This is a genomic window from Bacillus sp. EKM501B (genome assembly GCF_011800505.1).
In the GTDB taxonomy this organism is placed as follows: domain Bacteria; phylum Bacillota; class Bacilli; order Bacillales; family Bacillaceae_G; genus Bacillus_A; species Bacillus_A cereus.
The window spans coordinates 437,369-451,673 of the sequence record NZ_JAALFZ010000002.1; the positions used below are offsets into that span (position 1 = coordinate 437,369).

A 14,305-nucleotide genomic window follows, 5' to 3' on the forward strand; every position below is an offset into this window, starting at 1 on the left:
AATAATCGAAGAAAAAGAACGTATTCTATATTTTTCATCTCATATCTTTAATATAAATATATATCATGAGAGGAAATATATAATACTACATAAGTCGTATTAAAAAACAAGACACAGTATATACTGTGTCTTGTTTTTTATATTGTTACATACCGATCCAAATGTAAATGTTGCATATCTTTTGTATGTATAACAACATCAAATGCACTCCCTACTCCTCCATTCAAAATCATAGAACGAACTGCTCGATTTTGTTTTTGCGTTTCAGAAAAAGGATTCGTATCTTGATGGCTCGTAAGCTGTTCTAATATCCCTGCAGCTAACAAGAACTCAGATTGTTTCTTATGCCATACTGCACTCATTCCTTGCATACTAAACATCTCCTTTAGCTCGTCCCAATGAATATGAGTAGTAAGATCCATTTCACCTGGATGCGCTAGTGGGTTACGTATTAGCTTATGCTGATAATACCCTCGCAAACTTCCTTCACGGTGTGCTGGATGCATCCATTCTTCTTTTGTGTATCCATAATCAACTGTAATACATATACCTTTTTGAAACCATTTCGCAATTTCTTTTATATACTCCTCCATCACAATTGGTACTTCAAAACGTTGCCCTTCAGCAATATGAATATTATATTTCAATAAATAGCGACCAATTCTTTTATCTAACGGCCTACATACTTCTGAAAGGTTTCCTTCCTCTGTATATGTAATACGTACTTCATACAACATACCATTTCTTTTCTCAATTATTTCAACAGGAAATGCATCAAACAACTCATTCGAAAAAAGAATTCCCTCGAAAGAATCTCCCATTTCACTATAGGAGGTATAGTACGATACATTAGAAAATGAGCCAAGGTGCTCCTGCTGTAATTTTCTATGAAAAGGGCTCACTTCAATCATTGAATAGTTTAAATCAATAAAGGTTTTTGGAGATAATTGCTTCCATTCTTGTAAAACATCATAGGCAAACTTCCCTGTTCCTCCGCCAATTTCACAAATATTCGTAGCAACTTCACCATTTTCAACAAGACGAATAAAAAGTTTAGCAAAAGTTTTTGCAAACACAGAGGATACGTTGCTACTTGTAAAAAAATCCCCTTGTCTTCCAATCTTTTCACGTTCTTTCATATAATATCCATGACCTTCTGTATACAATACAAGGTTCATATACGTACTATATGAAATTGAATAATCCTTTTCTTTCCCCATCCATTCTCTTAAAATGAGCTCCATTCCCATAATGACTCCTTATTGTAAAAACGGATTATTTTCTTTTTCAAAGCCAATGCTTGTTTCTGGACCATGTCCACATAAAACCGCTGTTTCATCTGGTAATACAAATAATTTCTCTTCAATACTTCCAATTAATTCAGCGAAACTTCCACCAGGTAAATCTGTTCTTCCAATGCTCATTTGGAACAATACATCTCCTGAGAATACAGCATTCGCCTCTTTACTATAATAAGAAATACTTCCTGGAGAATGTCCTGGTGTCTCAAAAATTTCAAAATTAAATGATCCAATTGTTAATGTACCTTCTGCATCAATAATATGATCCGCTGGTTTTGCTGTAATACTGCGGTTCATCATAAAAATTTGAGAGCCGTTTACAGTTGCATCTCCTAACCAATCTGCTTCTTCTTTATGTACGTACACAGGAATATGAAAAGTGTCTCTTACCGCATCAACAGCACCGATATGATCAAAGTGAGCATGTGTTAATAAAACAGCTAATGGTTTTAATTGTTCTTCTTGTAAATATGTAACGAGCTTTTCACCTTCATGACCAGGGTCAAAGATAATGCACTCTTTTTGATCGTTCATTAAAATATAAGCATTTGTTTGTAATGGGCCTAACGGCATTTGTATCCATTTCATATGAAAATCTCCTCCAGTTATTAAACTTACTTTTAATGATACAACATTTCTTTCTCTGAGGAAAAGAAAGGATGCTATCTCGACAATCATTTTTAAAACATGTACAATATAAAAGAGTAAATATTCCAAAAACTCATAATAAGAAATGGGTAGACAGAGGAGGATATTGTATGGGCCTTGTTATTATTTTTACACTTGTCACTCTGTTAGCTGTATTTGCTACGCTTAGAACACTTCGTGAAAAAAACTTTTTCGCGAGCGGCTTTGCAATTGCAACTGTACTCGTTTTCGGATGGTTTACGATCATGACTGTTCTATATAACGGGTATCCACCAGCAGCTTAATTCGTTTACACTTTATTCTTCATCGAGATTTCACACAAAAAGAGGAAGGGTTCCCCCTTCCTCTTTTCATATTTCACAACTTATATCATCTTCGCTTCGTATTTGTGCTTTTTTACAAGCCAAGCTCCTCCGATAACACCTGCATCATTACCAAGTGTTGCAATAGCTAACTTCGTGCTCTTTACAGCACGTGAGAAAGCATATTGCTCGAAATAGCGTTGAATTGGTTCTAATAGCGCATCTCCAGCTTTAGACACGCCTCCACCAATAACAATTTTCTCTGGGTTCAATGTACTAGAAAGGTTCGCTACAGCTAATCCTAAATAAGAGGCTACTTTTTCTACTACTTCACCTGCTAATTCATCACCTTGTCCAAGTGCTTCAAAGACATCTTTTGATGTAATACGTCCTTCTTCAGCTAACATAGAACGCAACATGCTCTCTTTATTAGTCTCTTGTATTTTTTGCATAGCAACACGTACAATACCTGTCGCAGATGCTACTGTTTCTAAGCAACCAGACTTCCCGCAATTACATGGGAAAGCATTTTCTGTAACGACTGTAATATGTCCAATCTCACCAGCAGCACCACTCACGCCGTGTACAATCTCACCATTGGCGATTACACCACCACCAACGCCCGTACCAAGTGTCATACAGATTAAATCTTTTGCACCTTCACCAGCACCTTTCCACATTTCACCAAGCGCTGCTAAGTTTGCATCATTATCAATAACAACAGGTAATCCTGTTTCTACTTCTAATAAATCTTTTAGCGGATAGTTTTTCCATCCTAAATTAACCGCTTCATAAATCATTCCAGACGCCACATGTACAGGACCAGGAGCTCCCATACCAATACCAATTAACTTGCTCTTCAATTCGCCTAATTCTTCTAGCTTTTTATCAATTGCTTTCGCAACATCAAGTGTAATATGTTTTCCTTGCTCACCTGTATTCGTAGGGGTTTCCCACTTATGTAAAATTTCACCGTACACATTAATAAATGCTAATTTAATCGTTGTACCACCAAGGTCAACACCAACTAACCATTTCTCTTCCATGTTGCTTACCTACCTTTATCTAATTCTTATTTAGCTCTTTTTGAATTTCTTGCTTCAATAAAAATAAAGCTGTTTGATAGTCTTGTGGATCGATTAGCTGTGATTGATTTAATTCACGCAATTCATCTTGCATTAATTGTAAATCTGCAATTCGATCTCCCGTATAAATAATCGTACCAAATTTCTTTAGCAATTGCTGAATATCATAAATAGATACCATTTCATCACCCTCTATGCTCACTTACTATAAAAAATTATAATAAGAAAACGTTCACATATTTTATTATAATCAAGAAGAAAAAGTCTCGTCAATTTTTATTTGTCTATACAAGCTTATTTGTAAGCAGTGTTCCTTTTTCTGTAATAATTTTTTCTATGTTTTTATCAAATGGCTCTACCGGAATGTGTTTTACCATTTGAAAATCATACGCTAATGACAGCGTTTTCCCTTTATAATGCACGAGATAACGATCATAATAGCCACCGCCGTACCCAATTCGCTCTCCTCGTTCTGTATAAGCTACGCCTGGGACAATTTGAAGATCAATTTCATCCATATTCACTTCTTCCGTAAGCCCGGGAATCGGTTCACGTAAATTCATATACACCGTTTCTAATTGATCAAAATTATTAATTTGCCGGAAGGACATCGTTCTTGTTCCTTTATTACACTTAGGAACTACAACTTTCTTTCCTTCTTCCCAAGCTTTTTCGATAATAGGATATGTATTCACTTCATTTTCCATTGAAAGAGTAATTCCAATTGTTTTAGCTTCAACCCACTCTTTTTGCGCATACAACGAAAATGCAATCTGTTCTGATAAAGTTGTATACTGTTCTTCTGATAAAGAATTCATGTGTTCTATTATTTGTTTACGCAAACGTACTTTCTCTGCTTTCACACATTCTCCCCCTTACAGTGACACTTTACTCTATGCTGATAGTGTATCACTTTTAACATAGGAATCGAATAAAAAAAGAAACAGTAGGAAAATATTCCTACTGCTTACTTTGTTTCACGGTGTAACGTAGACTTCTTGTCACGCTTGCAATACTTTTTAAGCTCGATACGCTCAGCGTTGTTACGTTTATTTTTCTTTGAGATATAGTTACGATCTCCGCATTCTGTACATGCTAGAGTAATATTCACACGCATTCTTATTTCCCTCCAGTACTAATAACTTAAATCAGACTATACTATAATACCACTTTTAAAATAAAAATTCTACACCTTTTGATATTGTCTAATTTTTTCTATAAGATTTTTCATATTTTCCCTTGCTATTACTGGGTTTCTAGCATGTGAATACACCAAAAATTTTGGTTGTTTTATGTCAGAAACGATATAAGACCACTCTTTTTCAGTATATTTGAACTGCACTCCTTCAAATATCCCTTCTCCCTTCCTTTCTATATCATCCAATAATTTCCTCATAATTTCCCCTTTTTCATTCCATGAACATACCACTTCATCATAAAGTAAATAGAGCGGAGGTGATTGCTCTACTATGCTGAGAAACGTTTTTCCTTGCAATGCTATTAGCTCGAATAATTTTCCAATCCGATATAAAATATCTCGCTTCCACCTCACTTGAAACGATTTTCTTTCATCCTGCGTATAAAATAGAAGATAACATTCTCCTAACTTCAAAGACATTGGGTAAATATTTCCTGTCGATTCGAGCAAGAAATCTGGAATATCTACCTCTTCAAAATCTGTACCTTGGTAAATATTACTATGTTTATCGTATAACTCGAAATGATTTCCTTTCTCCGAAAACATAAGAGCCATATTCGCTTTACTTGATTTCATCAAAGCTTTCACATGATCTTTTTGTTCACTTGCATAAATCCATGTAACTGTACAACCAAGTCTTTGCAGAAAGAGCATAAGTAAATGTTGCAACGTATCATTTCTCTTATTAATAAGAAGATGAAACTTCTGCATCTGTATTTTCTCGATATCAATATGCTCCAATATAACTTCTATATACTCATTCATAGAAACATGAACGAGCTTATTACGCCCCATTTCTTTCTCCTGCACGTAATAAAACAATTCGGACATATATATTTGTTCTATCTCTTTTTGCTGCTTATACGTTAACGGCATGCCAGCTTGACCGTATAACTTTATAACAATCTCATTCTCATTCTCCACTTGAATGAAAACACCACCTGCACATTGCAAATGATGAACACTATATTGAAAAAGTGACTCGTTCATTTCTTTACATTCCATCGTATGAATCCCTATACCATGAATAGCATGTAAAAATAAATTTTTATAAGAGGTTGTTTCTATATTTTCTTGACTTCCAATTAATATACTTTCTCCTTTTTCAAAAAGAGAACCATACGCCATCGCAATCTTCACGATAAACTGGGGAGTAATTTCAACATTCCCTCTTCCTACAATGCGGCTTTTTTGTAACCACCCTGCACTCATTTCACTCTCTTGAATACCAGCCGCTCCTACTATCGAATGACTATCAATCTCCTTATAAGGCCATAGTTTTCCTTTTTGCTTAATTACCGTACTTCTCCCGATATGACAGTGATCCGCTACAACACTTTTTTGAAACAGTGTAACATCATCTTCAACTATTGTACGCTCTCCTATTGTCGTTTCTAATAGTTCACAATACTTCCCAATGTGGGCATTCGCAAAAACAATACTTTTTTGAAGATGAGAATAACTTGAAACGATACTATTTTTCCCAATAATAGAATATGGCTCAATTACAGCTCCTGTACCAATCTTTGCTCCTTCTCCAATAAAAGAGGGGCCATGAATTTTCGTCCCTTTACCAATCGTCACCCCTTCCCCCATCCATACCATAGGTAATACTTCTGTATAAGGAATAGGTACTTGTAACTTTTTCGTTAACAAATCAAATTGTGCTTGTCGATATTGATTAAATGTGCCGATATCTAACCAATAACCTTCTGACAAATATGCGAATAACAAATTTTTGTTTGCCAATAATGGAAACACATCATGACTGAAATCAAAAAATTGCCTAGGCGGTATGTAAGAAAAGATTTCTGGCTCCATAATATATATGCCTGTATTCACAACATTAGATACTACCTCATTCCAGCCCGGCTTTTCTATATATCGTGTAACCTCCTGGTTTTTATTCATTACAACCAATCCAAATGAGAGTGGATTTTCTACTTCTTTCACAAACATTGTTACCATTCTTTTCTTTTGTTCATGAAACCTAATTCCTTCTGATAATTGAAAGTCAGTTAATGCATCCCCGCTTATCACAACAAATGTTTCATCTAAAAATTGTTCTGCTTGTTTAATACTCCCTGCTGTGCCAAGCGGAGGAGAGTCTTCAAAATAATACAAGTTAACTCCCCATTTACTACCGTCACCAAAATATTGCTTAATGGTCGTACTCATATATTGAACAGTAATTGCAATTTCACGAATACCATGCTGACGTAATAACTCAATATTATATTCTAAAACTGGTTTTTCTAATAATGGTAACATCGGCTTTGGAGTATTACATGTTAATGGTCTAAGGCGTCTTCCTTTTCCTCCAGCTAAAATAACCCCCTTCATATACTTCAGCCTCCACTTATATAATGTTCAGTAACTCCATATACCATATGTATATTCCCTATCCCACATGAACTAGCAGCATAAACTTGATTAGTTAAACAAATCCTCATTTAGAAGACCATATAATTAAATTTCTCACCTATAAAAACGTATGTTTCAAACAACAAGAAAGCGCTTACTATAAATTGGTAAATAATACTTATTAACGACAAACATATATACTAATTTTTCCATTACATTATGATACATCTTATCATCATAAACTAAAGGAAACAACGAGCTTTTTTTGTCATGTTTTGACTAAAAAAAGCAGGTGATTTCTCATCACCTGCTTTTATTCCTACTCATTCAATAAATAATGCTTTCCTTTTACTAAATAAAAGACATTTTCAGCAATATTTGTAATATGATCTGCTACACGCTCAATATATCTCGCGACAAATGATAATTGTGTAATTTGCGTAATTGCTTCTGGTTGTTCCGGAACCGACGATATAAACTCACGAATTGCTTTTCCATATATTTCATCAACCGAATCATCCATTTCAGCAATTTGTTTCGCAAAAGTTAAATTTTCTTGTTCATATGCTTCTAACGCTAAATGCAACATCTCATTTGCAACCGCAAACATTTCATCCAGGTTGTGCAAACTAACAGCCACTTCTTTTTCCCCAAGACGAATTGTAGCCTTTGCAATATTAACAGCATGATCTGCAATACGCTCTAAATCTGTCGCTGTTTTAATTGAAATAAAAATCCTTCTTAAGTCACTTGCTACAGGTTGCTGCTTCGTAATGAGCATAAGCGCAAGATCGTTTATTTCCTCTTCTAAATTATCCATGCGGTAATCACCATCAATGACCTCTAACGCTTTCTCTACATCCCTTGTATGCAGACCTTCCATAGCCATCAATAAAGCCGCATTTGCTAATTCTCCAAGCTCGATCACCTTTTGCTGTAACGCTTTTAAATCACCTTGAAACTGTTCTCTTACCATTTTTCTTCCCCCTCAATATTATGTGCCATTATATAAAAGTGAAACTTTAATCAACCCTCATCAATCGGGATTTGATAGGCAGCAAGATCCCCTCCCTAACTTCTTTGCTTTCGCTAAATTTTAAGGTGGGGGTCTTACTGCCCGCAAATAGCGGGGTAAATCTCCTACATAGCCTCTTGCGCTTGTAATAAACCTTAAGATAAGGAGAAGTATTAGTTCTCTATTAACAGTAAGATAAAATAAGAAATGCCCTCTGTTAAGAGGGCATTTGCTCTTAGCTTTGAAACGATATCAACCAAAGCGACCTGTAATATAATCTTCTGTACGCTTATCTGAAGGAGTCGTAAATAATTTGTTTGTATCTGTATACTCCACAACTTCCCCGCTTAAGAAGAAAGCTGTTTTGTCTGAAATACGCGCTGCTTGTTGCATATTATGCGTTACGATAACAATACTAAAATCTTTCTTTAGCTCTTGAATTAATTCTTCTACTTTTAATGTTGAAATTGGGTCTAATGCCGATGTTGGCTCATCCATTAAAATAACGTCTGGCTCAATAGCTAAGCAGCGTGCGATGCATAGACGCTGTTGCTGTCCACCAGATAAACCGTATGCATTATCGTGCAAACGATCTTTTAACTCATCCCAAATCGCTGCTCCACGTAAACTTTTTTCAACAATTTCATCTAATGTCTTTTTGTCACGAATACCATGGATTTTTGGACCGTATGCTACATTCTCATAAATAGATTTTGGAAATGGATTTGGCTTTTGGAACACCATTCCTACATGCGTTCTTAATTCTTCAACTGGATATGATTTATCAAATATATTGCGTTCTCTATATTCAATTACACCTGTAGTTCGAACAATCGGTACTAATTCTACCATGCGATTTAATGTTTTTAAGTAAGTTGATTTACCACAGCCACTTGGACCGATAATGGCTGTAACTTCATTCTCATGAATACTTAAATTAATATCTTTTAAAGCATGGTCTTCCCCATACCATAAATTTAAGTTTTTCGTATCAAATACTACCTTCTTTGGCGCAGTCTCGATTTTCTCTTCGTTTTTCACCTGTACATTTACTACTGTTGCTACCATTTGAATTCCCCTTTCATCCACTTCCAACTTATTTTCGATTTCGTAACCATAAAACAAATATATTAATAAATAGCAACAAACCTAACAAAACAATCATCCCAGCTGCTGCTACATACTGAAATTCTTCTTGTGGCCTACTCATCCAATTAAAAATTTGAATTGGTAGAACTGTAAATCTATCAAACATACTAAATGGAACATAATTTGCAAACGCAAGTGCCCCAATAACTAATAGTGGTGCAGCTTCTCCAATTGCTCTTGATATCGCTAACGTACAGCCCGTTATAATCCCTGGGAAAGCATATGGCAATACAATTTGATACATCGTTTGCCACTTCGTAGCACCTAATCCGTAAGAACCCTCTAATAATACACTTGGTACTGATCGAATTGCTTCTTGACTCGCCACAACAACTGTTGGTAAAACGAGTAGACTCATCGTCAGTGCTGCTGCAACTATACTCTCTCCTAAATGAAGAGCATATACAAAAATAGTTAAACCAAGCAATCCAAATACAACGGATGGTACTCCTGCTAACGTTTGATTATTAATCTCTATTATTTTTTTAAATAGAGATTCCTTCGCATATTGCTCTAAATAAAGTGCTGTTCCAACTCCAAATATAAAAGAAACAGGTATAACAATACTCATAAATAATATTGTCCCTGACAAAGCTGCAGCAATACCAGCTTCTTTCGGATTACGTGAAGCGAAATTTGTAAAGAAATTTATTGAAAGATAACTTATACCTTTTTCAACAATTTGAAACAGTAACAAAAACAAAATTACCATTGAAAATAAAATTGCTATATAAAATAACAATTTGTAAATTCGATCTTTTAAAAAGCGTGATGCCATGTTTTTTTGTATTTTTTTATGATTCAACATTCGCATATTATGTCATCCTCCTAAAACGGCGCATAATAGACTGCGAAATGATGTTCATAATAAAGGTAAACAAAAATAACGTTGCACCTACAGCATACATGCTGTAATACGTAATCGTTCCATGCGGAGCATCACCTAAACTTACTTGCACAATATAGGCTGTTAACGTTTGAATAGAATGTGTCGGATCAAGCGATACATTCGGTGTGGATCCTGCTGCAATTACAACAATCATCGTTTCACCAATTGCACGAGAAGCCGCTAATATAATTGCTGCCATAATCCCTGTAAAAGCGGACGGAAACACCACTTGTTTTACCATTTCAAACCGCGTCGCTCCGAGTGCTAATGAAGCTTCTTTCGTCCCTTTCGCCACAGCTCTCATCGCGTCTTCAGATAGAGATGCAACTGTAGGCATCATCATAAATCCGATAACGATTCCTGGACTAATCGCATTAAAAAACTGTAAATCTGGTATAAGCCTTTGTAAAAGCGGCGTAACAATTGTTAATGCAAAAAAACCATATACAATTGTCGGGATACCTGCTAATAGCTCTAACATCGGCTTTAATATTTTCCGTGCACTATTTGAAGCATATTCGCTTAAAAATACGGCACACGCTAAACCGATAGGAATTGCTACAAACATAGCAATTGCAGTTATAAGGAACGTTCCACATATGAGTGGTAATATACCGAATTTAGGGTCTTCAAAAAATGGTAACCATTCTTTCTCCGTCAAAAAGGAGTATAATGATATTTTTTGAAAAAACATGATTGTTTCATTAGAGAGCGTAAAAACAATTCCAAGTGTCGTCACAATAGAAACGCTAGCAATTATTTTTAGTAATAAAGGCACTATTCGATTGATTCGCTGCGTTTTTTTTCTTTGTTTTGTATTTCTTTCAATCAAATGTTGTACAGAAAATGTAATTTGACTTTTGTCATTATGAGCCAAAGATGAAAACCCCTTTCCACCCTGACATTACCTTTTTATTTCTGTTAACATACGCAGCTGTTCATTGTATTTTTCTTTTCGTAATTTTACATACCCGACCTCTTCAGCGAGGTTACCGACATGCTGAATCATAAACTCAACATAGTTTGCTACATTCATTTTATTTCGGATAGATGCATTATTCACATAAGCAAGTAGCGGCCTAGATAACGGCTTATACTTACCTGATTGAATGGTCTCTTTCGTCGGAAATACACCATTTACTTTTATTGCTTTCACCTTATCTCGATTAGCCATATAATAAGCATATCCTACAAAAGCAATGGCATGTTTATCATTCATTACCCCTTGCATAATAACTTGATCATCTTCAGACAAAGAGACTTTTTTTACAATGCGATGATTTTGTAAGATGACATTTTGAAAATAATCATACGTACCAGAGTCTACGCCTGGTGCATAAAACTTCACTTGTTCACGTGGCCATGTTGAATGAATTTGTGACCATCGCTTCTCTCTTCCATCTTCACTCCAAAGTAGTCGTAACTCGTCTACTGACATATCGTCTACCCATGTATTATGGCGATTCACAACAATCGTAAGACCGTCGTTAGCAACCTCAAAAGGTGTGAACTGAATAGAGTTTTTCTTCATTTCATTTTTCTCGACTTGTTTCATTACTCTCGAAGCATTATTTATATCTACTTCTCCTTTACTGAAACGATTAAATCCTCCCCCAGTTCCAGAAATACTGATGGAAATTTTCACGTCTGGATGCACCTTTGTATATTCCTCCGCTACTGCTTCTATAATAGGAAAAACCGTTGAGGATCCATCAACTCTCACTTCTCCCTTATCATTTAAAGCAAATGCAGTAGACATTTCAAAACAGAGGAACCATATTGATAATACGAAAATCTTAATCGGTGTACGCATCCATTTCACGTGTTCTTCCTCCTAGAAGTAACCGAAAATAACAGGATTACAGATATAAGAATACTGCTAAACTATTAATTCGGTTTTAATTGTTTGTAAAAGTTTTGTAAAGTTCCACAAAAATCAACATACGATACAATTTTAATTCAGTAGTAGCTATTCATTTCCTCTGATGATTTCCCTATAAAATATTTATCCCCTATCCCACCATATACAAGTATCATTTATAGGGCCGCGTTTTTTAAATGTTGTATACTTGTCCACATTTATTACACGATATGCATAAACCATAAAAAAAAGCACACTATCTTTTCATATAGTGTGCTTTTTTACAACTTTTTTATTCATCATCTTGATCTTTGTTTTTATTGTCTTTATCATCTTTTGGAGCTTCACCATTTACTTCTTTGTTTTTCAAATCAAAGTAAGCGTCCATAATTTCACGACCAATATATCCATTAATACCAGTCTTATCATCATGTACCCATGGAACGACAACAGAGAATGCTACTTCTGGATCTTCAAGTGGCGCATAACCTACTAATGTTAAGTTATATGTTTCCACACGTTCACCTTTTGCATTTCTACCAATCTCTTTATCTCCACCATACACAGTTTGAGCTGTACCAGTTTTCCCAGCAGCTTTATATTTTGCACCTGTAAAGTACTTTGTAGCTGTACCACCTGAATCATTATACACTTGTCTAAATCCTTCTTGAACACGTTTAATTTGCGATTCTGGCATATCAATACGATTTAATACTTTCGGTTCCATAGATTGAACAACTTTCCCAACTTCATCTGGTTTCACTGCCGGTTGACGAATTTCTTTTACAACTTGTGGTTGCATACGATATCCACCATTGGCAATCGTCGAAATATATTGCGCTAATTGAAGCGGTGTATACGTATCATACTGTCCAATTGATAAATCTAGTAAGAAACCTGGTTGACTACTCTTACCCATCTGACCAGCAGATTCATTCGGTAAATCAATTCCTGTTTTTACACCAAGTCCAAACTGTCCGAAATAATAACGCATCGTATCAAATGCTTTTTGAGGTATATCTAACGTACCACCTCTCACATATGGAACACCGGCGATATTCATCGCTGTTTTAAACATATAAACGTTAGAAGACATTTTTAAAGCTGTAAGGTCATTAATGTATCCCATCGTTTTCCAAGACGACTTCGTAGGTGTACCTTTTAATTTAATTGGTTCATCCAATTGTACTGCCCCTGGTTGAATCGCACCAGTTTGATATCCAGTAAGTACTGTTGCACCTTTTACAGTTGACCCCATCGGATAAGAACTTGTCATGGTACCTAATGCAAAGTCATTTACTTTCGTTTGACCATCTTCGTTAACTAATTGTTTCCCCGCCATAGATAAAACTTCACCATTTTTTGGGTTCATCATTACAACAAATGCGCGATCTAAAAGAGGTTCACTTCCTTTAAACCTCATTAAATTCTTCGCAAGAATATCTTCCACGCGCTTTTGTAATTCCATATCAATTGTTAAGTTCAGGTCATTACCACTTTGTCCTTTTGATACATTAATCGTTTCTAAAATATTACCGTTTTTATCTGTAACATTTCTAACTTCTGCTTTCGTACCATGCAGGCTATCTTCATACTGTTGTTCAAGATAACTTTTTCCTACTCGGTCATTTCGATTGTAATCACGAACAAGATAGTAATCTAGTCTTTCTCTCGGTAAGCCTTCATCAGATGTCGACACCCCACCAAGTACACTTCGGAATAAATCATCGTACGTATATTTTCGCTCCCAATCAACATTCGTATCTACACCTGGTAATGCTGCTAGGTTTTCACTAATAATCGAATATTCCTTTTCTGTAGCATCCTTTTTAATAACTTGAGGTGTCATTGCATATCCGCCGTCCATCTTACTCTTAATCGCTAGTATTTCTAGATCTTTGGCGGATAATTGATTAATCTCTTCTTCTGTTACACGACTTCGCTGACGCTCGTCTAATTCTTTATCATCAATTTTTTTATCTTTAAACTCTTGACGATCTTTATTCGTAATTTTTTCTTTAGCTTCCTCTTTATGCATAGCAAGCCAATAATCTTTTTTATCGCGATCTGTTAATTTATCTGTCGGTACTTCAATCAAATCTGCTAGCTTTTTCGCTGTTTCTAAGCGATCCTCTGCAGTTGATCCCTTCATTTTTGTAAATGTAATAGTACGAATGGCTGCATTATCTACTACAGGTCGCCCATAACGGTCAAATATTTTCCCACGCGGTACAGGATTACTTATCGTTGAGTTTTCTTTCTTCTCCACTTCATTCTTATATTCTTCACCGCGAACAATTTGTACATACCCGAGCCTTACAATAACCGCGGAGAACATTAAAAACACGCAGAAAAACAACACGTTTAATCGAAAAGGAACGTGGGTCTTTTTCTTATTTTGCTTCTGCTTCTTGCTCATACAAACCCCCTCTACCAACAGCTATGTAATGTGAAAGGGACACCCTCATACAGGTGTCCTCACTGCTGTCTTAC

The 14,305-nt window shown here is 35.6% G+C and carries 14 protein-coding genes; 1 reads left to right on the forward strand and 13 read right to left on the reverse strand.

The annotated features are described in order from the left end of the window. Window positions 1-137: 137 nt before the first annotated feature. Entirely contained in the window at window positions 138-1,250 is a 1,113-nt protein-coding gene (locus HFD78_RS07070) for a class I SAM-dependent methyltransferase (RefSeq protein ID WP_000525156.1), read from the reverse strand. Between the two features lie 9 nt (window positions 1,251-1,259). Continuing rightward, complete coding sequence (locus HFD78_RS07075) at window positions 1,260-1,889, reverse strand: MBL fold metallo-hydrolase (RefSeq protein ID WP_000871233.1); 630 nt, start codon at window positions 1,887-1,889, stop codon at window positions 1,260-1,262. Between the two features lie 170 nt (window positions 1,890-2,059). On the opposite strand from HFD78_RS07075, the gene HFD78_RS07080 reads away from it, so the two are divergent. After that, window positions 2,060-2,233, forward strand: a complete 174-nt coding sequence (locus HFD78_RS07080) for a DUF2759 domain-containing protein (RefSeq protein ID WP_000524852.1) — start codon at window positions 2,060-2,062, stop codon at window positions 2,231-2,233. Window positions 2,234-2,313: 80 nt separating this feature from the next. Here HFD78_RS07080 and glcK read toward each other — a convergent pair whose 3' ends face one another. The 11 genes from glcK to HFD78_RS07135 all read right to left on the reverse strand — a co-directional run bounded on the left by glcK (window position 2,314) and on the right by HFD78_RS07135 (window position 14,231). Further along, window positions 2,314-3,297, reverse strand: a complete 984-nt coding sequence (gene glcK / locus HFD78_RS07085) for a glucokinase (RefSeq protein ID WP_191968057.1) — start codon at window positions 3,295-3,297, stop codon at window positions 2,314-2,316. Between the two features lie 19 nt (window positions 3,298-3,316). Beyond that, window positions 3,317-3,517 carry a YqgQ family protein gene (locus HFD78_RS07090; RefSeq protein WP_000253699.1) on the reverse strand — a complete coding sequence of 67 codons (201 nt, stop codon included), beginning with the start codon at window positions 3,515-3,517 and terminating at the stop codon, window positions 3,317-3,319. A gap of 103 nt (window positions 3,518-3,620) precedes the next feature. After that, window positions 3,621-4,199, reverse strand: coding sequence for a 5-formyltetrahydrofolate cyclo-ligase (locus HFD78_RS07095; RefSeq protein ID WP_000642751.1), 579 nt, complete (start codon window positions 4,197-4,199; stop codon window positions 3,621-3,623). Between the two features lie 104 nt (window positions 4,200-4,303). After that, window positions 4,304-4,453, reverse strand: a complete 150-nt coding sequence (gene rpmG, locus HFD78_RS07100) for a 50S ribosomal protein L33 (RefSeq protein ID WP_001265616.1) — start codon at window positions 4,451-4,453, stop codon at window positions 4,304-4,306. A 69-nt stretch (window positions 4,454-4,522) separates the two neighbouring features. Continuing rightward, entirely contained in the window at window positions 4,523-6,877 is a 2,355-nt protein-coding gene (locus HFD78_RS07105; protein ID WP_191968058.1) for a sugar phosphate nucleotidyltransferase, read from the reverse strand. Window positions 6,878-7,217: 340 nt separating this feature from the next. After that, window positions 7,218-7,874, reverse strand: coding sequence for a phosphate signaling complex protein PhoU (gene phoU, locus HFD78_RS07110; RefSeq protein WP_000251243.1), 657 nt, complete (start codon window positions 7,872-7,874; stop codon window positions 7,218-7,220). Between the two features lie 291 nt (window positions 7,875-8,165). After that, window positions 8,166-8,981, reverse strand: a complete 816-nt coding sequence (gene pstB, locus HFD78_RS07115) for a phosphate ABC transporter ATP-binding protein (protein ID WP_000226681.1) — start codon at window positions 8,979-8,981, stop codon at window positions 8,166-8,168. Between the two features lie 28 nt (window positions 8,982-9,009). Continuing rightward, window positions 9,010-9,876 (reverse strand): phosphate ABC transporter permease PstA, encoded by an 867-nt coding sequence (pstA, locus tag HFD78_RS07120; protein WP_001242564.1) that lies wholly within the window; start codon window positions 9,874-9,876, stop codon window positions 9,010-9,012. 1 nt (window position 9,877) lies between these two features. Further along, window positions 9,878-10,828 (reverse strand): phosphate ABC transporter permease subunit PstC, encoded by a 951-nt coding sequence (gene pstC, locus HFD78_RS07125; RefSeq protein ID WP_000940912.1) that lies wholly within the window; start codon window positions 10,826-10,828, stop codon window positions 9,878-9,880. A gap of 27 nt (window positions 10,829-10,855) precedes the next feature. Then, window positions 10,856-11,773: a PstS family phosphate ABC transporter substrate-binding protein gene (locus tag HFD78_RS07130; protein WP_000871817.1), complete on the reverse strand. Its 918-nt coding sequence runs from the start codon at window positions 11,771-11,773 to the stop codon at window positions 10,856-10,858. A 331-nt stretch (window positions 11,774-12,104) separates the two neighbouring features. Further along, complete coding sequence (locus HFD78_RS07135) at window positions 12,105-14,231, reverse strand: peptidoglycan D,D-transpeptidase FtsI family protein (protein WP_000038982.1); 2,127 nt, start codon at window positions 14,229-14,231, stop codon at window positions 12,105-12,107. Window positions 14,232-14,305: the final 74 nt, after the last annotated feature.